This is a genomic window from Streptomyces sp. NPDC006463 (genome assembly GCF_042870715.1).
In the GTDB taxonomy this organism is placed as follows: Bacteria; Actinomycetota; Actinomycetes; order Streptomycetales; family Streptomycetaceae; genus Streptomyces.
Window position 1 is genome coordinate 570449 of record NZ_JBIAHP010000002.1, and the last position, 21640, is coordinate 592088.

Genomic DNA, 21640 nt, shown 5'->3' on the forward strand with positions numbered 1-21640 from the left:
TGACTCCTAGTCCCTGGGAAGGCCGAGGATCCGCTCGGCGACGACATTGAGCTGGACCTGCGTGGTGCCCCCGGCGATGGTCAGGCAGCGGGACATGAGCATTCCGTGCACCGCCCGCTCGCCCGCCCCCTCCCGTACCGCGCCCGCCGGTCCCAGCAGTTCGAGCGCGAGCTCGGCGGTCCGCTGCTGGTGCGGGGTCTGGACGAGTTTGCGTACGGACGCGCCCGCGCCCGGCTCCAGCCCCGACACCTGCTGGAGCGTGGTGCGCAGCCCGATGCAGGCCAGCGCGTGCGCCTCGGCGGCCAGCGTGCCGATCCGCGCCCTGTACGTCCCGTCGAGGTCGGCGGAGCGGGCGAGGAGCGCCTCCAGGCCACTGTCGAAGCTCATCTGGTCGGCCATGTGGACCCGCTCGTTGCCGAGGGTGTTCCGGGCGACCTTCCACCCGTCGTCGGCGGCGCCGACCAGCGCGTCCGCCGGGAGCAGCACGTCGTCGAACCAGACCTCGTTGAACAGGGCCTCCCCGGTGATCTCCTTCAGCGGCCGGACGTCGATGCCGGGGGCGGCGCGCATGTCGACGACGAAGTAGCCGAGCCCCTTGTGCTTGGGCGCGTCCGGGTCGGTACGGGCCAGCAGGATCCCGTAGTCGGCGCTGTGCGCGGAACTCGTCCACACCTTCTGTCCGTTGACCTTCCAGGAGCCGTCCCCGGTCCGCTCGGCCCTCGTCCGCAGGGAGGCCAGGTCGGAGCCCGCGCCCGGCTCGGAGAAGAGCTGGCACCAGGTGACGTCCCCGCGCAGGGTCGGCAGGACGTAGGCCTCGCGCTGTGCGTCCGTCCCGTAGGCGATCAGCGAGGGCACGACCCAGGTGGCGATGGAGAGATCGGCGATCTTGACCCCTGCGGCCCGCAGCTCCTGCTGCACGACGAGCTGCTCGACGGGGCCGGCGCCGAGGCCGTAGGGGGGCGGGAGGTACGGGGCGGCGTAGCCGGTGGGGGCCAGGATCCGGCGGGCGGCCACCGGGTCGAGCCCGCGCGCGTCCTCGATGGCGGTACGGGCCTTCGCGCGGTACGCCTCGGCCCCGGCCGGGAGTTCCAGGCGCAGCTCGCGCCGCGCGCCCGCCGCCGCGAGCCGTACGGCCCGTACGCGATGCCCGTCCCCGGCTCCCAGCAGCTGGCGGGCGACCAGGGCCCGGCGCAGGTGGATGTGGGCGTCGTGCTCCCAGGTGAAGCCGATCCCCCCGAGCACCTGGATGCAGTCCTTGGCGCACGAGAAGGCGGCGTCGAGCGCGCTCCCGGCCGCGAGGGCGGCGACCAGCGACCGCACCTCCGCCGCCTCGCCCATCGCCTGGGCCGCGTCCCAGGCCAGCGCCCGGGCCTGCTCCAGGCGCACCAGCATGTCCGCGCACAGGTGCTTGACGCCCTGGAACTGCCCGATGGGCCGGCCGAACTGCTCGCGCACCTTCGCGTACTCGGCGGCCGTGTGCAGCGCCCAGGCCGCGGTGCCGCAGGCGTCGGCGGCGAAGAGCGTGCAGGCCAGGTCGCGGACCAGGGCCGCGTCCAGCTCCAGCAGCCGGCCGGGCGGGACCGTGACCCCGCGGGCCCGTACCTCGGCGGTGGGGCGGGTCGGGTCGGCGCTCCGTTGCGTACGGATGTCCAGGGCGGCGGCGTCGACGGCGAACCAGCGGGTGCCGTGCGCGGCCTCGGCGGCGAGCAGGACGAGGTCGGCCTCGCCGGCGCCGAGCACCGGGGGCGCGAGCCCGTCGAGCAGGTGCCCGCCGCCCTCGACGGCGACGGCGGTCAGGGTGCCGGGGCCGAGCGCGACGGCCCCGACCCGGCCCGCGAGTGGCTCCGCCCCGGCCCGGTCCAGCAGTACGGAGGCCAGCGCGCTCGGCAGGAAGGCCCCGGGCAGAGCGGCCCGGCCCGCCTCCTCGACCACGACGGCCAGGTCGAGGAGGGTCCCGCCCTCAAGGTGCGGCTCCAGCAGCCCCTGGGCGGCCATCGCATCCCAGTAGGCGGGCCGCGTGCCGGTCTGCGGCGGGGTGTCGAGGAGCTTGCGCACCTCCTCGGGCGGCACGGCCCGTGCCACCCACCCGCGCACCGCCTCGGCCAACTCCCGCTGCTCTTGCGTGATTCCGATGCCCATGCGCGGCAGACTAGAACACGTTCCAATCTGACGGAAGGTCAGATGGCTGTGTTCTTCGGCGGTGTCCGTCCTGTCACGGTGGGCAGTGCACACGTGTCGGACCAATGTGCGTCCGAGGCTGCGCAGGTCCGTTGGATCTTGCATTGCTGCGGCGTCGAGTGCGCGTGATCCTGGAAGCATGAACATCGAGATCCTGGTCGTGTCCGGCCGCGCGCCGGGGCTCGCCTGCCGGTTGTGCCGGACGCCCGACGGTCCGGCCGGGCTCCCCGGCCCGACCAGCTGCGCCACGCCCTGACCAGCGCCCTCCGGGCCGACAGCCAAAGGGAGGAACACATGGCGGACAGTGAGCCGGGCCTGGCCGACGCCCAGCGGCGGCACTGGCAGAACACGTACACCGACCACCCGGGCATGTACGGCGAGCAGCCCTCCGCACCCGCCGTCCACGCCGCCGCGCTGTTCCGTGCGGCCGGAGCGAAGGACGTCCTGGAGCTCGGGGCCGGGCACGGCCGGGACGCCCTGCACTTCGCCCGCGAGGGCTTCGCCGTCCACGCCACCGACTTCAGCCCGACCGCCCTGGCACAGCTGCGGGACACGGCCCGTGCCCGGGGCGTCGAGCGGCAGGTGACGACCGGGACGCACGACGTACGCGATCCGCTCCCGCTGCCCGACGCATCGGTGGACGCGGTCTTCGCCCACATGCTGCTGTGCATGGCCCTGTCCACCCACGAGATCCACGCGCTGGTCGGTGAGGTCCGCCGCGTCCTGCGGCCCGGCGGACACTTCGTCTACACCGTCCGCCACACCGGCGACGCCCACTACGGCACCGGCACGGCTCACGGCGACGACATCTACGAACACGCGGGCTTCGCCGTGCACTTCTTCCCGTACGACCTGGTCAGCTCGCTCGCCGAGGGCTGGACCCTGGATGAGGTCCACGCCTTCGAGGAGGGCGATCTACCGCGCCGCCTGTGGCGCGTCACCCAGACCGCGCCCCGATGACCGGCGATCAGCGGGTGGCGGCCTTCAGCGCGGCGCGGGCGACCTCCTTCGCCTTCGTCTCGCAGTCGCCCTTGGTGTACGGCTTCGCCTGAAGGCCCACCCAGACGGAGAGATTGCCCTCACGGACGGAAAGGACACAGCTCCAGTCGGTATTGGGGGAGCCCCAGTAGGCCTCGGTACCGAACCCGAGGCGGGGCGCCTCGCGCTGACCGGCCGCCTCCAGACGGAAACGCTCCCGCCGGCTACCCGCGTTGGCAGCCGCGTCCCCGCCGCGACTGAGGTCCCAGCGGACCTGCGCGGCCGGCGACGCGGAGTTCCGGCGCCCTTCCCAGTTGCAGCCCGACTGCGCACGCTCGGCCGTCTCGGACCAGGTGTCGAAGACCGACAGCTCCCCCACCAACGGCAGTTCCTTGTGTGCCACGTTGCAGCTCGGGACGCCCGTGTAGGCGATGGGAGCCGTGACCCGGTCCCGTACGTACAACGCGGCCCCGGTACCTGCCGCGACGAGGAGACCGGCCGCCGCCAGTGCCGCGATCCGGCGCCGACTTCGCCACGGGCTGCGGGCGCGGGGGGCCTCCGGTGCGACGGGCGCGACGGGCGGGGCGGCCGGGGCGGCCGGGGCGGCCGGGATCCGCGGGACGCTCGGCGGGGGCTCCTCCGTGTCCGCCGTGGCCGGTCCCTCCTGCGGTTCGGGTACCGGGGCCGGGCCGGGCGGCTCCGACGGCTCCGACGGCTCGGCCGGACCGTGGCCGTGGCCGTGGCCGTGACCGTGGCCGTCGAGCAGCCTGTCGATGTCCGTCCGCTGCGCGGCGATCATCCCGTACACGGCGGACGGCCACTGCCGGCCCGCCGGAGCCACCGGACCGATCAGCTCGCGCAACCTCGCCGGGGACGGCCGGGCGGCCGGGTCCTTGGCCAGGCAGCTCGCGACGACCTCGCGCAGCCCCGCCGGAACGGCGCTCAGGTCGGGCTCGGCGTGCACCACGTCGTAGAGCGTCCGGAGGGTGGAGGACCCGGCGAACGGACTGTGGCCGGTCACCGCCATGACCAGCACCGAGCCGAGCGAGAACACGTCACTGGCCGGTGTGAGCGGCCTGCCCTCGGCCTGCTCGGGCGACATGTACGAGGGCGAGCCGACGACCCACCCGGTCTGCGTCAGCCCGGTGTCCCCCTCGGCCCCCGGCTCCGTCGCCCGCGCGATGCCCAGGTCGATGACCCGTACGCCGTCCTCGGCGAGCAGCACGTTGGCCGGCTTGAGGTCCCGGTGCACCAGCCCGGCCCGGTGGATCTCCGCCAGGGCAGACGCCAGCCCCGCCGCGAGGCGCCGTACGACGTCCTCCGACAGCACCCCGGCCTTCTCGACGACGGCGCCCACGGACGGCCCGGCCACGAACACCGAGGCGAGCCAGGGCGTCGGGGCGTCCGCGTCGGCGTCGATAACCGCCGCCGTGTAGGCGCCGGACACCTTCCGCGAGGCGGTGACCTCACGCCGGAACCGGGCCCGGAAGCCCTCGTCGTCGGCGTAGTGCGCGAGCACCTGTTTGACGGCGACGAGCCGCCCGTCCGGCCCGGCCGCCAGCAGCACCCGCCCCATGCCGCCCTGCCCCAGTACGCCGAGCACGTCGAACGGTCCCACGTGCTTCGGTCCCGAGGGCCCCAGCTCTTCCATACCGCCCCGCCCCTCCCCCGATACGGGGAAGGATCATACCGAGAGGGCCCTCGCGAAGGTCGTGAATGCGGCAGGGCCGTCGGCGCAGGCGGGGCCGTCGGGGTCCTCGGAGTTCAGCGGGGTGCCGCCGCCAGCGCCGCCCGGGCGATCTCCTTCGCCTCGGCCTCGCAGGTCGCGGCGGGATGCTGCGGACCGCCGAGGGCCACCCGCACCAGGAGGTTGCCGTCGCTCACGCCCAGCGAGCAGGTCTGCGCGGTCATCGGAGTCGACCAGCGCGCGCCGTCCCCCGCCCCGAGACCGGTCTCGGGCCGCCCGCTGCCCAGGTTGAACCGCGTGCGCTCCGCCCCGCTGCCCGGGACGCGGCCGCTGCGCTCCACGGACCAGCTGACGTACGCGTGCGGCTTCGGTTCCTCCTCGCCGGCGAACGCATCGAAGGCCGCCACCCAGTCACAGGCAACGTACGACTTCACGGGTGAGTCGTTGGCGCCCGCCTGGCGCATTTCCTGCTGCGGCAGCGCCAGCTTCCCGGCCGCCTCCGCGCAGAGCGGCACGCTCAGGTACCGGTCCGCTTCGGCCGACGGCGGCTCCTCCAGCGCGCGCAGCCCGTACGTCACACCGGCCCAGGCCGCCACGAGGACGCCCGCGGCCAGCAGCAGGTTCCGCGGGCGCAGGCGCAGCCGTCGGCCGCGCGGCGCGTGGGCCCGCTCCGGGCGGACCGCCGCCGCGGTCGCGGTCGCCGCGTCCGGGTCCACGTCCGGGCCCCCGAGCGCGCGGGCCGCGCCGTCCGGGTCCCGGAGCAGCCCGTCGATCTCCTCCTGCTGGGCGGCGGCCATCCGCTCGACCTCGGGCGGCCACCGCGTTCCCTCGGCCGCGCCGGTCAGGCCCAGGATCTCGGCCGGGGACGGCCGGGCCGCCGGGTCCTTGGCCAGGCACCGGGTGACGAGCTCGCGCAGACCCGGCGGGAGGCCGAGGAGGTCGGGTTCGGTGTGCACGACGTTGTACAGGGTCAGCGCCACCGTCGCCGCCGCGAAGGGGCTGTGGCCCGTCGCGGCCAGCACCAGGACCGACCCGAGGGAGAACACGTCGCTCGCCGGGGTCAGCTCACCGCCCTCGGCCTGCTCGGGCGACATGAACGCGGGCGAGCCGATCACCGTGCCGGCCTGGGTCAGCTCGGTGACCTCGCCGGGCCGGGCCACCCTCGCGATCCCGAAGTCGATCACCCGTACCCCGTCCCGGGCCAGCAGCACGTTGTCGGGCTTGAGGTCCCGGTGCACCAGGCCCGCCCGGTGGATCTCCGCCAGGGCCGTCGCCAGCCCGGCGGCGAGCCTCCGCACGGTCTCCTCGGGCAGCGCCCCGGCGCTCTCCACCGCGGCCCCCAGTGAGGGACCGGTCACGAACACCGAGGCCAGCCACGGCGCGTCCGCGTCGGCGTCGGCATCCAGGACCGCGGCCGTGAAGGCGCCGGACACCTTCCGCGAGGCGGCGACCTCGCGCCGGAACCGGACCCGGAAGCCGTCGTCGGCGGCGAGCCGGGCGTGCACCTGCTTGACGGCGACGAGCCGCCCGTCCGGTGCCGCGCCGAGCAGCACGCGGCCCATACCGCCCCGGCCGATCTCGACGAGCAGCCGGTACGGTCCCGCCGTGGCCGGATCGGACTCCTTGAGCGGTCTCATCGGCTCCCCACCGACTCCACGACCGAGGCCGCGAGCTCCCGCGTGACGGCCTCACACTTGCCGGTCGGGTAGCGGGGGCCCGTCACCGAGACGTGGAGCGTCATGTTGACGTCCCGTACGTACAGCCGGCAGTTCGGAAACCTGTCGTCCTTGGGAGGCGGCTGCCACAGACCCTCGTCGGCGAACCCGAGGTCGATGTCACGCCGGGTCTTGCCGGGTTCGTTGAAGACCTCGAGGCGGTGCTTCGCCCGCTCGGCCCCGGTGCCCTCGCCCTTGCCGGTCGCGAAGAACGTCCACTCCGCTTCGATCTCGTCACCGGTCCGGTTGGTCCAGGTGCAGCGGGCATAGGCCGAGCCGGACTCCTCGACCGGCCCGAACCCGCTCGGCTGGTCGAAACCGGACGGCACGCGCACCTTGTCCCGTACCTGTGCACAGGACGGGGGCATCGCCGGGTACTTGTCCTGCTTCTGCGCCAGCCCTGTCGACCGGACATCCGATATGAATTCGCGGTAGGTGTCCAGGAGGTACGGCCGCCCCACGGTCAGCCCGGCCACGGCCACGACGCCCGCTGCGGCAACCGCCACGATCAACGGCCGGGGCCACCGGCGACGCCACCAGGGTGCCGCCCCGCCGTCGGTCCGGGGAGCCGTGGCCCCGTTGACCACGCCGGCCGTCACGTCCACCTGCTCGTGGATCAGCATGTTCACCGCCTCCGGCCACGGCCGCGCCGAGGGCGTCAGCTCGCCGACCGCGGTCAGCAGCTCGTGCGGGGTCGGCCGCTCGGCCGGATCCTTGGCCAGACACCCGGTGACCACGTCACGCAGCCCGGCCGGTACGCCGCCCAGGTCCGGTTCGGCGTGCACGACCTCGTGCAGGATCCGCGGCACCGAGCTCCCGGCGAACGGCGGCTTCCCCGTACAGGCCATGACGAGGGTCGCGCCGAGCGAGAACACGTCGGAGGCCGGGGTCAGTTCCTGCCCCAGCACCTGCTCCGGCGACATGTACGCGGGCGAGCCCATGAGCGCGCCCGCGTGCGTGATCCGCGTCTGGTCCCCCACCGCGCGCACGATGCCGAAGTCGATGACCCGTACCCCGTCCTCCGCGAGCAGCACGTTGGACGGCTTGAGGTCCCGGTGGATCAGCCCCGCCCGGTGTACGTCGGCCAGGGCGTGCGCGAGCCCGGCGGCCAGCCTGCGCACCGCCTCCTCGGGCAGCGGCCCGGCGGTCTCCACGGCCCGGCTCAGCGAGGGCCCCGGCACGAACTGCGAGGCGAGCCACGGAATCTCGGCATCGGGGTCGGCGTCGATCACGGCCGCGGTGTAGCCGCCGGCCACCCGCCGCGAGGCATCCACCTCGCGGCGGAACCGCGCCCGGAACCCGTCGTCCTCGGCCAGCTCGGCATGCACCTGCTTGACCGCGACGTACCGCCCGTCCGGCGCCACCCCCAGCACCACCCGGCCCATCCCGCCCTGGCCGAGCACGGTGACCGTCCGGAACGGCCCTATGTACTCCACCCCTAGAGGGCGCCGACGAACGCTGCGAAGGCGGCGGGGCCCACGGTGAAGGCGGGCCCGTCGGGATTCTTGGAGTCCCGGACGGCGACCCGGCAGGGCTGCGCGGCGACCTCGACGCAATCACCGCCGGTGTCGGAGCTGTACGAGGCCTTGCGCCAGACGGCGGCGCCGAGGGGGGCGCACTCGACGCAGTCGCCACCGGTGCCGCCGCTGTAGCTGGACTTACGCCACAGCACGCCCGTCAGGTTCTGGTTGGTCCCCATAACGTTCCTCCCGTACGCGGGCGATCAGTGCCACCGAGTCCTCCACAGAGAGGGCTGCAGCCTGCAAATGATCGTAACGGTGCGCACAGTCCCTGACCGTGTCCGGGTTGGCGGTCACGTTGGCCAATCCGTAGCTCTCGGCATAGACGACATCCGGGTCGTCCTCGAATCTGAGCACGTTGAACGAGCCCACCGTAGCGGGGTGTTGGCCAGCGCTGAAAGGGAGCACCTGGATCCTGAGTTCACGCCTGTCGCGGAAGCCCAACAAGTGGTCCAGTTGGTTCCGCATTACCTCGCGACTGCCGAACGGCCGGTGCAGCACGGCCTCATCCAGCACCACCCAGACCAGGGGCGGACGCGCCCTACTCAAGATGCGTTGCCGATCCAGCCTCGCGGCCACAGCCTCATCCAGCTTGTCCGACCAACCAGCCTTAAGCACCGCTCGCGCGTACTCCTCGGTCTGTAACAGCCCGTAGACCAGCTGCGCCTGATAGGTAGAGATGTACGAGGCCTTCGCCTCCATCTCTGCGTACGCTTGGAACCACGTCGGCAGCTGACTCCGCAGCACCAGCCCCACCAGCCGCGAGAACACCCCGCCCGTCCCCAGCGCCGCGTCGACCCGCTCCGAGAAGTCCCGCGTCGGGACCTTCCTCGCCGTCTCGATCTGTCCGATCAGCGAGGCCGTGCAGAATACGATGCCGCCCAGCGCTCCCTGATTCAGCCTCGCGTCCTCTCTCAGGCGGCGCAGTTCCGAGCCGTAGTAGTCCAGCGGCGAGGCGCTGGGATCCAGATCGCGGATGTTGACCATGAGGCGGTCACCCCCAAGTACACGCCGTGCGGCGTTCGTTTCGGTCCGTAGCCGAGCGTAACCACACCACCGCACCCTGGTGACATGAATCACGCAACTGACCGCTCCCCCACGGAGTTCGGCGACACCTACCGCATGGGCTTCACCGTCGGTGCGCACTCGGCGCGGCACATGCGGCGCGTGCTGCGGATACTGCTGGCGAGCTGGGGGCACGGAGGGCTGGCCCACTCCGCCGAGCTGGCGCTGACCGAGCTGGTCACCAACGTCGTACGGCACGTCCCCGGCCGGGACTGCTCGGTGCTGATCCGGTGCGGGCGGGCGGGGGTACGGGTCGAGGTGTCCGACGGCTGTTCCTCTGCGCCCCGGGTCACGCGCGGCGACGGGGAACTCGCCGAGGGCGGCCGGGGGCTGCTCCTGGTCGAGGCCGTCACCGACCGCTGGGGCACGACGCCGCTGCCCGCCGGCAAGACGGTCTGGTTCGAGTGCGACGCGTGATGCGCTGAGCCCCGGCTCCCCGCTCGGCGATAATGATCTGTCGAGCGGGCGATCATGCGGTGACGGGGGCCGGAAGCGTGCGGGAACTGATCGAAGGCCGTTACTCGCTGGAGGAGTTGCTCGGCCAGGGCGGCTTCGGCGAGGTGTGGCGGGCCGAGGACAGCCGGGTGGGCCGCCAGGTGGCCGTCAAGATCGGATATCCGCAGACGCCCGAGGAGACCCGCCGGTTCGAGCGGGAGGCCAGCCTGGCCGGGAACCTCGCGCATCCCAACATCGCCACCGTCCACGACTTCGGGCGTACCGAGCGGGCCGGGCGCGGTGCCGTCTTCCTCGTGATGGAGCTGCTCCAGGGCCGCAGCCTGGCCGAGGTCCTGGAGGCCGGTGTACCGCCGCTCGCGGACGCCCTGGACTGGGCCGCGCGGATCGCGGACGCGCTCGGGGCCGCCCACGACGCCGGAATCGTCCACCGGGACATCAAGCCCGCCAACGTGATGGTCACCGGGGCAGGGGTGACGAAGGTCCTCGACTTCGGCATCGCCAAGGCCCGGGGCGGACCCGGTACCGAGCTGACCGCCACCGGCATGATCATCGGATCCTTCCCGTACATGGCGCCCGAGCGGTGGACCGGCGGAGCGAACGGCGTGCCCGTCGACGGCCGGGCCGACCTGTACGCCCTGGGCTGCGTCCTGATGGAGCTGCTGACCGGCGTCCGTCCGTTCCCCGCCCGGGAGATGCACGAGCTGCTCGCCCAGCACCTCACGACGCAGCCGCCCGCGCCCAGCTCCGTGCGCGCGGGGCTGCCGGCCGCCCTGGACTCCCTCGTGCTCGACCTGCTCGCCAAGGATCCCGGTGAACGCCCCGCGAGCGCGGGCGAGGTGTCCCGCCGGCTCGCGGAGATCGCCCGGGACGGGGCGGCCGACGCCCCCGTCACGCCCGTGACCGCCCCCGTGACCGCGCCGGCGACCCCTTTCCCGCCTCCGCCGTCCTACTCCCCGACCGTGCACACCGAGGCCGGGGATCCGGTCCGCACCATGCTGGAGCGCAGGCTGACGCAGCTGGTGGAGGACGCCCCGGCCGACGTCGTCGAACGGCTCGGCATGCTGACCGCCGACCTGACCGAGGAGCTCGGCGCGCACGACCCGCTCACGGTGCGGGCCGCGTACCACCGCGCGATGCGTCTCCAGGGGCCGTCGAGGACGACCGATCTGGAACGCCTCCTGCCGCGCATGGTGCGGGTCCTGGGCCTGGAGCACCCTGACACGATCACCGGGCGCGCCGCATGGGTCGGCGAGGCGGCGGCCTTCGGCTCCGGGGACGGCCGCCGGCGCGAGGAGGAGCTGCGCGAGATCATCGAGCAGGCGACGCGGGTGTTCGGCACGCACGACCTCGTCACGCTGACCGCCCGCTACCACCTCGCGTCGGCAATGCACCGGGGTGCCCACGCCCGCGACCGCCAGTGGGACGCGCGCAGCCGTGAGCGCGCGATGAGCGAGCGAGCCTGGCTGGGGCCGCTGCTGCCCGACCTGGAATGGGCCCTGAGCGCCGACAGTCCGGTCCTGCTGGACGTACGGCGCAGGCTCGCCCACGACGCCTGGCTGCTCGGTGACGTCGCCGGCGCCGCGCAGCTGTACTGGCGGCTGTTCCCGAACCTCGCCGAACTCGCCGAGCACGGCGATCCGGAAGTGGCGCACCGCGTGCTCCGCACCATCGGAGAGGCGGGTGATCCGGCGAGCGCCCTCGCGCACATGAACCTGTTGCTGCACCGGCTTCCCTTCCTCTCCGGCATGCAGGCGCTGGCCGAGGAGGTCTCAGACACGCGGTGGGACTTCCGGCGGGCCGTGCGGGAGCAGCGGCGTGCCGAGGGGACCGGCGGGGTGGGCGGCGGCCTGTCCCGGCTGTTCGGCCGCTGATCGGCCCGACGGCGCGGGGAGGGCGTGCGGACCCCGGCCGTAGCGCCCTACCGGGCGGTAGGGCAGCATGGGCCGCCCAGTCGCAGCTCAGGAGGAACCCATGGCCGCCACCCCCAAGCCGGAGACCCTCGCCGCCTTCGAGGCAGCCAAGGGGTTCATGCCCGTACGGGAGGGGCTCGCCCTGTACGAGGCCGCCGCCGCGGCCGGGGCGCTCGGGCTGCCGCTGCTGGAGGTCGGGACCTACTGCGGGCGCTCGACGATCCTGCTGGCCGACGCGGCCCGCGAGGCCGGGGTCAGCGCGATCACCGTCGACCACCACCGGGGCAGCGAGGAGCAGCAGCCCGGCTGGGAGTACCACGACCCGACGGTCGTGGACCCGGAGATCGGCCTGATGGACACCCTGCCCACCTTCCGCCGCACCCTCCACAAGGCCGGGCTGGAGGACCACGTGATCGCGATCGTGGGGCGCTCCCCGCAGGTCGCGGCCACCTGGGGCGGCCCGCTCGGCTTCGTCTTCATCGACGGCGGCCACACCGACGAGCACGCCACCGGCGACTACGAGGGCTGGGCCCCGCACGTCGCCCCGGGCGGCACGCTCGTCATCCACGACGTGTTCCCGGATCCGGCCGACGGCGGCCAGGCCCCGTACCGGATCTACCTGCGCGCCCTCGCCTCGGGCGCCTTCGAGGAGGTCTCGGTCACGGAATCCCTGCGCGTGCTGCGCCGCATCGGTTCCGGCATTTAACCGACAATCGCACCACGCCCCCGGATGGCCCACTGTCCGAGCCCTCCGGGGCCCTGCGTCTAGCATCGCGGCGTGCGCAACGACGACAGCCCCCCACCTCCCGAAGCCGCCGCGGCGGCCGGGCCGGACCAACGGCCCTGGTTCACGCGGCGCTCCACCCTCGTCATCGCGGTCGCCGCGCTGGCGCCGACCGCCCTGGCCGGCTGGGTCCTGACCCAGGTGCTGACCGGGGGCGGGCCGGAAGGCCGCGACGCGAAGCCGGCGGCCGCGACGAGCCCCGTCCCGGTCACCCCGGTCACCCCGGCGTCCTCCCCCGCCACGCCCGCCAAGGGCCCGCTCACCGGCAGGACCGTCGTCATCGACCCCGGCCACAACACGGGCAACTTCAAGCACACCGCCGAGATCGATCGGCAGGTGGACATCGGCACCGCCCGCAAGGAGTGCGACACCACTGGCACCACCACCAACTCCGGCTACATGGAAGCGGAGTTCACCTTCGACGTCTCGCTGCGCCTGCGGACCGTCCTGCAGGCCCAGGGCGCGAAGGTGGTGCTCACCCACGAGGCCGACCGCCCCTGGGGCCCCTGCATCGACGAGCGGGCCCGCATCGGCAACGAGGCCAAGGCCGACGCCGTCGTCTCCGTCCACGCCGACGGCGTCTCCGCCGGCAACCGCGGCTTCCACGTCATCCTGCCCGCCAAGGTCAAGGGCGGCGCCGCCGACACCGCGGCGATCGTCGAACCCTCCCGGCAGCTCGGCGAGCGGATCGCCGGCAACTTCGCCCGGACCACCGGATCGGCCCCCGCCAACTACCTGGGCGCCGGTACCGGATTGGTCGTCCGCGACGATCTCGGCGGACTGAACCTGTCAACGAGGCCCAAGGTGTTCATCGAATGCGGCAACATGCGTGACGCCAAGGACGCGGCGCAGCTGACGAGTCCGGAGTGGCGTCAGAAGGCGGCCCAGGGCATCGCGGACGGCATCGTAGGGTTCCTCGGGGGGTAAGTCCACGGGCAGTCCCGCCGGGACTGCTCGCAGCCCCGATCCTCTCGGCCGCGCGAGACCTCCGTACCATGGTGCCGCCCGCCCCGCTCCAGGCAAGCTCTGCGACCGCGGCACCACGAGACGACCGAGACCGAGAAGGACACCTAAGACGTGAACATCCGCTCCCTCACTCGAGGCGACGGCGTGGTGATCGGAGCAGCGGTGCTGCTGTTCATCGCCTCGTTCCTCGATTTCTACTCCACCACCGGTGGCGACCTGCCGAGCGCGTGGGACACCGACGCCTACCGCCTGGTGCTCCCCAGCGTCTTCCTGCTCGGCTTCATCGCCGCCGGCCTGCTGGTCGCCGGCCGCTTCCAGCCCGAGACCCGCAAGGTCCTGGGCCTTCCGCTGGCGGCGTGGGGCACCGTGCTCGCCGTCTCGGCCGCCTGGTCCGCACTGTGGTCCCTGATCACCTGCCCGAGCCAGCTCGACCTCGGCGCGGGCGCCATCCTCTCCTTCCTCGCCACCCTGGCCCTGGCCGGCGTGGCCGTGGCCGGCGCGAAGGTCCCGGCGCTGGCCGGCCAGCTGATGCCGGAGCCGAGGCCCGCGGCCGTTCCGCCGTACGGGGGCCAGCCCCAGCCGGGCGCCGGGTACGGCTACCCGGGCGCCCAGCAGCAGCCGTACGGCGCCACCCCGCAGCCGGTCCCGCCGTACGGCGGCACGCCCACGCCGGCCCCGGGCCCGCAGGACTCCGGCCAGCAGACCCCGGCTCCGACGCCCGCCCCGGCGGCCGACTTCACCCCGTTCTGGTTCGCCGTGCCGGTGGCCCGCCCCCTCTTCGCCGAGGACGGCTCCCCCACCCCGATCGCCGAACTCGCCCCGGGCACCTGGTACCTGGCCGTCGAGCAGCGCGACGCCGCCACCCTGGTCGCCCAGACCCAGGACGGCCGGCGCGGCGTCCTGAACGACACCTCGGGCATCCAGCGCGGCTGATCCCGCTCCCGCACGGCCGACGGCTCCCCGCCCTTCCGGGCGGGGAGCCGTTGCCTTACAGTCGCCTGACGCACCGTCAGAAATGACTGCCGGCATCGCGGAGGGACCGTACATGCGCCTCGGACTCGCACTCGGCTACTGGGGCCGCGGCCCCAACCCGGACCACCTCGCCCTCGCCACCGAGGCGGAGAGCCTCGGCTACGACTCGGTGTGGACCGCCGAGGCCTGGGGCTCGGACGCGTTCACCCCGCTCACCTGGATCGCCGCGCACACCTCCCGGATCCGGCTCGGGACGGCCATCGCGCAGATGGCCGCGCGCACCCCCACCGCCACCGCCATGCACGCCCTCACCCTGGACCACCTCTCCGGCGGCCGGATGATGCTGGGCCTGGGCCTGTCCGGACCGCAGGTGGTCGAGGGCTGGTACGGACGCCCCTTCCCCGCGAGCCCGCTGACCGCGACCCGCGAGTACGTCGACGTCATCCGGCAAGTACTGCGCCGCGAGGGCCCGGTCGCGCTGGAGGGCCGCTTCCACCAGCACCCGTACCGGGGCGAGGACGGCACCGGCATCGGCAAACCGCTGAAGCCCATCACCCACCCCCTGCGCGCGGACCTGCCGGTCCTATTGGGCGCCGAGGGACCGAAGAACATCGCCCAGACGACGCGGATCGCCGACGGCTGGCTCCCCCTGTACTGGTCACCGACCCGCACCGACGTCTACCAGGCCTCGCTGGCCGAGCTCCCCGAAGGCTTCATGATCGCTCCGATGGCCCGCGCCAAGGTGTGCGACGACGTGGCCGAGGGGCTGTTTCCGGTCAAGGCGATGCTGGGCTTCTACATCGGCGGCATGGGCCACGCCGCCCGCAACTTCCACGCCGACCTGATGGCCCGGATGGGGTACGAGGAGGAGGCCCGCCGCATCCAGGAGCTGTTCCTCGCCGGACGCAGGGAGGAGGCGGTCCTCGCCGTCCCGGACGCGTTCGCCGACGAGATCTCGCTGATCGGGCCCCGGGAGCGGATCGCCGAACGCCTGGAGCTGTGGCGCAAGGGCCCGGTCACCGACCTGCTCGTGACCGCCCCCGACCCGCACACCCTGCGGGTCCTGGCGGAGCTCAACGACTAGGGGCTCCGGTGGCCATATGAGGTGACAGCGGCTGTCCGAAAGTGGATGATGATCGTTGCCGCTACGGGCTTCGCGTGCGCCCGACTGCCGCCGGGGGGAACTGGCCGCATACAGGTCGGATGCGCCGCGCCCATGGCGACCCACGCCGTCCTCCGCTCGAAGGAACCCTCCTGGTGCGCCCCACTCGTGCGACCGTCCTGCTGACCGCGGGTCTCGTCTCCCTCCTCGGCCTGCCCGCCACCGCGGCCGCCACCGAAAATCCGACCACCCTCTACGTGGACCACGCCACGGGCTCCGACTGCTCGGACAGCGGCCCCGGTTCGCAGGGCACGCCCTTCTGTACGATCTCGGCCGCGGCCAAGGCCGTACAGCCGGGCCAGACCGTGCGCATCGTGCCGGGCACGCCCTACGACGAGGCCGTCACCGTCAACCGTTCCGGCGAGCCGGGGAAGCCGATCACCTTCGAAGGCGGCGTGACCGGGTCGTCCCAGTTCTGGCTGGCGGCGGGCAAGGGCCTGACCGTCAGCGGCGCTTCCCACGTCGTGGTCCGCGGGCTGGGCACCAAGGCCGGTCTCAGGGTCACCGGTTCCACCGATGTCGAGCTGGACCGGATGTACGCCACCAACAACCCCGACGCCGTCACGGTCGACGGGGGAAGCGCGGACGTGCGCCTCAGCCGCAGCCGGCTGGAGTCGTCCGTCCGGATCGAGGGCGCGCAGGGCACCGTACTGAGCCGCAACGAGATCCGCGGCTACGTCAACGGGGCGGTCACCACGTACGACGCGCCCGGCACCGTCGTCACCAACAACACGGTCTACCTCGACTGCGAGGCGGCCGTCTCCCTGGGGGACGGCTCCACGGCCTCGGCCCTGTTCAACAACGTGATCCACACGGAGTCCACGGCCGGATGCCCGGCGCCCGGCCCGCGCCACGGCATCGCCGTGGCGCAGAGCGCGGCCTCCGGCACCCGCGCCGACTACAACCTGATCACCGGCCCCTTCAGCGATGCGCGGGTGGCCTACAAGTGGGCCGGCACCCCCTACCAGGACCAGGCGGCCTTCCACGCCGCGACCGGCCACGGCGCCCACGACATCCTGACCCCGTCCCGGACGAACGTCGGCCCGTGGGACGGATCCCCCACCGTCGACTCGGGCGACCCGACGGCGCCGGGCGTGCTGCCCACGGACTTCTTGGGGCGGCCCGTCGGGGACGACCCGCGCGTGCCCAACACCGGCAAGGACGGCGGGTACATCGACCGCGGCTCCCGCGAGCTGCAGGACTACCTGCAGAGTGTCCGGGTGGAGCTCGAACAGGGCTGGGCCCCGGTCGGCACCACGGTGAAGGCGAACGCCGTCCCGACCAGCACCTGGGCCGCCGCGCTCAGCTACCGCTACGACTTCGGTGACGGCACCGCCCCGGTGGTCACCAAGGCGACCAGCGCCGAGCACGTGTACGGCGCGCCGTGCGAGTGCACGGTCAAGGTGACGGCGGTCAACGTCGCCGGGCAGCAGGTCCAGGGCCAGCAGTCGGCCAAGGTGACCCCGGCCGCCCCGTTGACCACGGCCCTCACCGCCCAGCCGGTCCTGCCGAGCGCGGACGCCCCGAGGGAGTTCGTCCCGCCGCTGTCCGTCGAGGCCGACGCGCGGACGACCGCCGCGCCGTGGCCTGTCCAGCGGATGGACGTGGACTTCGGTGACGGCTCGAAGGAGGACCGCAGCGCACTTGAGCCGGTCCGGCACGCCTACAAGCAGCCCGGCACGTACAAGGTGACGACGACCGTCCAGGACATCAAGGGCGCCACCTCCACCGCCGATCGGACCGTACAGGTCGCCTACACCCCGGCCGGCTACGTCGCCCTCACGCCGACCCGCGTACTGGACACCCGCACCACCGGCACTCCCGTCCAGGGCGGCACCGCCACCCCGGTCACCCTGCCGATCGTCTACACCGGCTCGGGCCCGAACCACACGGCCGGCGCGTCCGCGGCGGTCCTGAACGTGACGGTCACCGGGGCCACCGAGGACACCCACCTGAGCGTCTGGCCCGCGGGCCAGCCCCGCCCGGTCACCTCGAACGTCAACGTCAAGGCGGGCGGCACCTCGTCCAACACCGTCACCGTCCCCATCGGCGCCGACGGCAAGGTCTCCGCGCAGCTCAACTCGGGCAAGGCCGCCCTGATCGTCGACTTCGTCGGCTACTACCAGCCGAACGCCGGGCAGCGCTTCTCGCCGCTCGCCCCGGCCCGCGTCGTCGACACCCGCACCACGGGCGGCGCGCTGGGCGGCGGCCAGACCCGCACGGTGAAGGTCGCCGGTGTGGGCGGCATCCCCGCCGACGCCACGGCCGTCGCCCTCAACCTCACCGGCACCGGCGCGACCGAGCAGGCGCACGTCATCGCCTACCCGGACCCGGACCCGACCCGTCGGCCCACCACCTCGAACCTGAACGTGGAACCGGGCAAGGACAAGTCCAACCAGGTCATCGTCCCCGTCGGCCCGAACGGCACCATCACCCTCTACACCAACACCGGCTCCACCCATCTGATCCTCGACGCGGTCGGCTACTACGCCAAGGACGCCGTGGCCCTCTTCACCCCGGTCGTCCCCCAGCGTCTCGCCGACACCCGCACCACGGGCAAGCTCGCGCCCGGCGCGACCACGACCGTCGCCGGGATCCCGGCGAACGCGATCGGCGCGGCCCTGAACGTGACCGCGACCGACACCACCGGCCCCGGCTTCCTCACCGTCCACGGATACGGCGCCGCCCGCCCCGAGGCCAGCAGCCTCCAGACCCGCCCCGGCGACACCGTCCCCAACCACGTCACCACGCCGGTGGCCGACGGACGTGTCAGCATCTCCAACAGCTACGGCGGCAGCACCCACGTGATCACCGACCTCTTCGGCTACTTCACCCAGGGCTGACCCCACCCGCGGCACACCGGAGCCCCGGCCACCGCGATTCGCGGCGGCCGGGGCTCCCGGCTGTCTCAGGCGTCGTCGCCGGGAGTCTGCTTGATGGCGTCCAGCAGCTCGCGCAGGTCCAGCGCCATGACGGCGATCTCGATGGTCCCGCCGCCCTCGTAGACACAGGTGACGATCCGCGAGCCCGGGTTGATGGACATGCCCTCCTTCACGGAGGGGGCCCGTACCGCGGTGGCGCGGCCTGCGGGCAGCGGCACGGGCTCACCGCGCTGCGGGACCCAGCGCGCCGCGCCCGGTCCCGCGTACACCCGGCCGGGCCGCCAGCGGCCCTCGCCGGCCGGCTCGCGGGCCATGCCGGGAATCCCGGGCACGGGCCCGGCGGCCGTCCGCGCGAGGTGCTTGCGCCGCAGGAGCCAGCCGGCTCCGGCGGCGGCGAGGACGGCCACCACGATCTCGATCACCCGGCCATTGTCCCTATCCGCCCAGCTGGGAGACGCTCGGGACCTGGTCGGTCACCGGGGCGCCCGCGCTCTTGCCCGCGTCCTTGACGCCGCTGATGACGCTGTCGAAGGAACTGATGTCGCCGTCACCCGCCTGGCCCTTGCGTAGCTTGGTGCCGAGGCCCTTGAGGGACTCGATGCCCGCCGTCAGCGGTGCGATCGCCTTCGACAGCAGCGGGTCGCCCTTGGCGTTGTCGGCGGCCGCCTTCAGCCGGTTGTAGGCGAAGGCACCCGCGAGGCCGGCCTTGATGAGCGCGAACGTACGGCCCTTCGCGCCCTTCTTGAACTTGCCGGCGCGGTACGGCTTGATGATCCACTGGTACGTCGCCCCGGCCGCGAGCCCCGCGTTGGCGACGAAACGCGTCTTGGCGAACTTCTGCTTCTCGGCGGAGGTGCTGGGCGAGGGCGTCGCGGCGGCCAGCTCGTCGGCTTCGACGGCGGCCGGTTCCGCGGCCGCGAGGGCCGCCAGCTCCCCCATCGACGCGGAGGAGAGCTCTTCGCTCCGGCTCCCGGCGCCACCGCCGTCGCTGCCGCATGCGGTGGCGCCGGCCAGCAGCGCGGTGGACAGGACCACCGCCGTCAGGGCACGGCGGATTCTGACGGTCGCGGGTAGGGACACGGTTTCCTCCGAGGACTGAGGTGTCCCCCGCAGCCTCGCCCGGGCCCCACGTCTCCACCACTTGGGGGACCCGTTCGGGTTTGCCGCCCGCCCGCGCGGCAAGACGCGCGACATGCCCACACACACCCGAGTACACGCCCGAGGTAGCAGTCAGGCAGGCCGGGCCGTCGCACTGGTGGCGGACGTGCTCGCCTTCGTGATCGTCCTGTGGATCGCCCTTTACCTGCTGGACGCCAACCGCGGCAACGAACTGGTGGAGTTCGTCCACGACACCGCGTCCTGGCTGGCCGGCTGGTCCTACGACCTCTTCACCTTCAGCCGCGAATGGGTCCAGGTCGTGATCGGCTACGGCCTGGCCGCTGTCGTCTACGTCCTCGTCGGACACGCCGTCGCGGGCTGGCTCTACCGGCGTTAGGGCCGGTAGAGCCAGGGCGACCGGCGCGGCTCAACCGCAGCAGTCGGGCTCCAGCCCAGCCGGGAGCGAGGTCCCGCCGAACACCTCGGTGGTGGCCTCGTCCCCGCCGAGCGCCGCGACGGCGAGCAGCAGGGACCCGGCGGTCCAGGTGGTCTGCTCGACCGGCCACACCGCCTCGTCCTGGAACACGTACCCCGTCCAGTACATGCCGTTGTCGGCGCGCAGGTGCGTGATCGAGCGCAGGATCTCCAGCGCCCGGTCCGACTCCCCCGTCGCCCACAGCGCGAGCGCGAGCTCGCAGGACTCGCCGCCCGTCACCCACGGGTTCGGCAGGACGCAGCGCACGCCCAGGTCCGCGACGACGAACTCGTCCCAGCGCTCCTCGATGCGCGCCTTGGCCTCGGTGCCGGTCAGGGCGCCGCCGAGGACCGGGTAGTACCAGTCCATCGAGTAGTGGTTCTTGTCGAGGAACCGCTCGGGGTGGCGGCGTATTGCATGGCGCAGGGCGCCCGCCGCGAGTTCCCAGTCGGGCTGCGGCTCCTCGCGGTGCTCGGCGATGGCCAGCGCGCAGCGCAGGGCCTGGTGGATGGAGGAGGAGCCGGTCAGCAGGGCGTCCGTGACGGGCGTGCCGTCGGCCTCCCGCTTCCAGCCGATCTCGCCGCCGGGCTGCTGGAGCGAGAGCACGCACTCCACGGCCGCGTAGACCGCGGGCCACATCCGGTCGAGGAAGGCGTCGTCGCCGGTGGACAGGTAGTGGTGCCAGGCGCCGACGGCTATGTACGCCGTGAAGTTGCTCTCCCGGCTCGCGTCCTGCGGCTCGGCGGTGTCCACGCCGTCCGGCCGGTCGGCGTACGCCGCGTACCAGGAGCCGTCCTGGTTCTGGTGGGCGGCGAGCCACTCGTACGCCTTCTCGGCGGCCGCGTGCTCCCCGGCCGCGTCCAGCGCCATCGCGGCCTCGGTGTGGTCCCACGGGTCGAGGTGGTGCCCGCGGAACCACGGTATGGCCCCGTCCGCCCGCTGCGCGGCGAGGATGCCGGCGACGGTCTCGGCGGCCTGCTCGGCGGTCAGCACGCCGTCCAGGACGAGGTGTTCGGGTGCGGTGCGCCCGGGCGACGTCACTGTGCTGCGCCCGCGGCGTCGACGGGCAGGTGGGGCTTGGTCGCGTACGCCACGAAGCTCTTGCCGATGACCGGGTTCAGGGCCTGCTCCGCGAGCCGCGTGGCCAGCGGCTTCTTCATGATGTCCCAGACCAGGAGCTTGTGGTACGCCCTGACGGGCAGCGCCTTGTCGTTGTCGACGCCGAAGGCGCACTTGAGCCACCAGTACGGGGAGTGCAGCCCGTGGGCGTGGTGCGTGCCGTACGGCTTGAGGCCCGCGGCCTCCATCTTGCCGAGCAGCTCGTCCGCCTTGTAGATGCGGATGTGGCCGCCCTCGACCTCGTGGTAGGCGTCGGAGAGCGCCCAGCAGATCTTCTCGGGGCCGTAGCGCGGCACGGTGATGGCGATGCGCCCGCCGGGCTTGAGCACGCGGACCATCTCGGCGAGCACGCCCTTGTCGTCGGGGATGTGCTCCATCACCTCGGAGATGATGACGACGTCGAAGGACTCGTCGGGGAAGGGCAGTGCGAGCGCGTCGCCTTCCATGGCGGTGGCGGTGGCGCCGGCCGGGGCCTCGCCGGCCTCCTTCATGGCGGCGAACCACTTGGCGACCTCGCGGATCTCCTCGCCGTTGCGGTCGACGGCGACCACCTGGGCGCCTCTCCGGTAGCACTCGAAGGCGTGCCGGCCTGCGCCGCAGCCCAGATCGAGCACGCGGTCGCCTGCGGCGAGCGGGAACCGGGAGAAATCGACGGTCAGCACGGGGTCCTGCC

The 21640-nt window shown here is 73.2% G+C and carries 19 protein-coding genes; 9 read left to right on the forward strand and 10 right to left on the reverse strand.

Translation table 11 applies throughout. From position 1 onward, the window contains the following. Positions 1–6 precede the first annotated feature (6 nt). Complete coding sequence (locus tag ACFYOB_RS06455) at positions 7–2139, reverse strand: acyl-CoA dehydrogenase (protein ID WP_388555274.1); 2133 nt, start codon at positions 2137–2139, stop codon at positions 7–9. Positions 2140–2472: 333 nt separating this feature from the next. On the opposite strand from ACFYOB_RS06455, the gene ACFYOB_RS06460 reads away from it, so the two are divergent. After that, positions 2473–3138 (forward strand): class I SAM-dependent methyltransferase, encoded by a 666-nt coding sequence (locus ACFYOB_RS06460; RefSeq protein WP_388555277.1) that lies wholly within the window; start codon positions 2473–2475, stop codon positions 3136–3138. A 7-nt stretch (positions 3139–3145) separates the two neighbouring features. On the opposite strand, the gene ACFYOB_RS06465 is transcribed toward ACFYOB_RS06460, so the two are convergent. The 5 genes from ACFYOB_RS06465 to ACFYOB_RS06485 form a co-directional block, all read right to left on the reverse strand. Further along, positions 3146–4807 carry a serine/threonine-protein kinase gene (locus tag ACFYOB_RS06465; protein ID WP_388555280.1) on the reverse strand — a complete coding sequence of 554 codons (1662 nt, stop codon included), beginning with the start codon at positions 4805–4807 and terminating at the stop codon, positions 3146–3148. Between the two features lie 113 nt (positions 4808–4920). Next, positions 4921–6480 (reverse strand): serine/threonine-protein kinase, encoded by a 1560-nt coding sequence (locus ACFYOB_RS06470; protein WP_388555283.1) that lies wholly within the window; start codon positions 6478–6480, stop codon positions 4921–4923. Beyond that, positions 6477–7994 carry a serine/threonine-protein kinase gene (locus tag ACFYOB_RS06475; protein ID WP_388555286.1) on the reverse strand — a complete coding sequence of 506 codons (1518 nt, stop codon included), beginning with the start codon at positions 7992–7994 and terminating at the stop codon, positions 6477–6479. The genes ACFYOB_RS06470 and ACFYOB_RS06475 overlap by 4 nt, the downstream gene beginning before the upstream one ends. 2 nt (positions 7995–7996) lie before the next feature. Further along, positions 7997–8257: a DUF397 domain-containing protein gene (locus tag ACFYOB_RS06480; protein WP_388555289.1), complete on the reverse strand. Its 261-nt coding sequence runs from the start codon at positions 8255–8257 to the stop codon at positions 7997–7999. Further along, entirely contained in the window at positions 8217–9065 is an 849-nt protein-coding gene (locus tag ACFYOB_RS06485) for a Scr1 family TA system antitoxin-like transcriptional regulator (RefSeq protein WP_388555292.1), read from the reverse strand. Before ACFYOB_RS06485 ends, ACFYOB_RS06480 begins: the two co-directional genes overlap by 41 nt. An 84-nt stretch (positions 9066–9149) precedes the next feature. Between ACFYOB_RS06485 and ACFYOB_RS06490 the strand changes: the two genes are divergently transcribed. The 7 genes from ACFYOB_RS06490 to ACFYOB_RS06520 all read left to right on the forward strand — a co-directional run bounded on the left by ACFYOB_RS06490 (position 9150) and on the right by ACFYOB_RS06520 (position 18236). Beyond that, positions 9150–9560, forward strand: coding sequence for an ATP-binding protein (locus ACFYOB_RS06490; protein WP_388555295.1), 411 nt, complete (start codon positions 9150–9152; stop codon positions 9558–9560). 77 nt (positions 9561–9637) lie between these two features. Beyond that, positions 9638–11470, forward strand: coding sequence for a protein kinase (locus tag ACFYOB_RS06495; protein WP_388555298.1), 1833 nt, complete (start codon positions 9638–9640; stop codon positions 11468–11470). Positions 11471–11570: 100 nt separating this feature from the next. Then, a complete protein-coding gene (locus tag ACFYOB_RS06500; RefSeq protein WP_388555301.1) occupies positions 11571–12215 on the forward strand; it encodes a class I SAM-dependent methyltransferase in 645 nt (214 codons plus the stop codon). A gap of 72 nt (positions 12216–12287) precedes the next feature. Then, on the forward strand, positions 12288–13220 hold the full coding sequence (locus ACFYOB_RS06505; protein ID WP_388555304.1) for an N-acetylmuramoyl-L-alanine amidase: 933 nt from the start codon (positions 12288–12290) through the stop codon (positions 13218–13220). A 150-nt stretch (positions 13221–13370) separates the two neighbouring features. Further along, entirely contained in the window at positions 13371–14192 is an 822-nt protein-coding gene (locus ACFYOB_RS06510; RefSeq protein WP_388555307.1) for a hypothetical protein, read from the forward strand. A 112-nt stretch (positions 14193–14304) separates the two neighbouring features. Then, complete coding sequence (locus ACFYOB_RS06515; protein ID WP_388555310.1) at positions 14305–15315, forward strand: LLM class F420-dependent oxidoreductase; 1011 nt, start codon at positions 14305–14307, stop codon at positions 15313–15315. Between the two features lie 173 nt (positions 15316–15488). Further along, a complete protein-coding gene (locus ACFYOB_RS06520; RefSeq protein WP_388555313.1) occupies positions 15489–18236 on the forward strand; it encodes a PKD domain-containing protein in 2748 nt (915 codons plus the stop codon). A gap of 65 nt (positions 18237–18301) precedes the next feature. On the opposite strand, the gene ACFYOB_RS06525 is transcribed toward ACFYOB_RS06520, so the two are convergent. Then, a complete protein-coding gene (locus ACFYOB_RS06525) occupies positions 18302–18697 on the reverse strand; it encodes a hypothetical protein (RefSeq protein WP_388555315.1) in 396 nt (131 codons plus the stop codon). Positions 18698–18710: 13 nt separating this feature from the next. Then, a complete protein-coding gene (locus ACFYOB_RS06530; RefSeq protein WP_388555317.1) occupies positions 18711–19355 on the reverse strand; it encodes a hypothetical protein in 645 nt (214 codons plus the stop codon). A gap of 112 nt (positions 19356–19467) precedes the next feature. On the opposite strand from ACFYOB_RS06530, the gene ACFYOB_RS06535 reads away from it, so the two are divergent. Beyond that, positions 19468–19770: a hypothetical protein gene (locus ACFYOB_RS06535; RefSeq protein WP_388555319.1), complete on the forward strand. Its 303-nt coding sequence runs from the start codon at positions 19468–19470 to the stop codon at positions 19768–19770. 30 nt (positions 19771–19800) lie between these two features. Here ACFYOB_RS06535 and ACFYOB_RS06540 read toward each other — a convergent pair whose 3' ends face one another. Then, positions 19801–20889 carry a prenyltransferase gene (locus tag ACFYOB_RS06540; RefSeq protein ID WP_388555321.1) on the reverse strand — a complete coding sequence of 363 codons (1089 nt, stop codon included), beginning with the start codon at positions 20887–20889 and terminating at the stop codon, positions 19801–19803. Beyond that, positions 20886–21629: a class I SAM-dependent methyltransferase gene (locus ACFYOB_RS06545; protein ID WP_328925453.1), complete on the reverse strand. Its 744-nt coding sequence runs from the start codon at positions 21627–21629 to the stop codon at positions 20886–20888. The genes ACFYOB_RS06540 and ACFYOB_RS06545 overlap by 4 nt, the downstream gene beginning before the upstream one ends. Positions 21630–21640 lie beyond the last annotated feature (11 nt).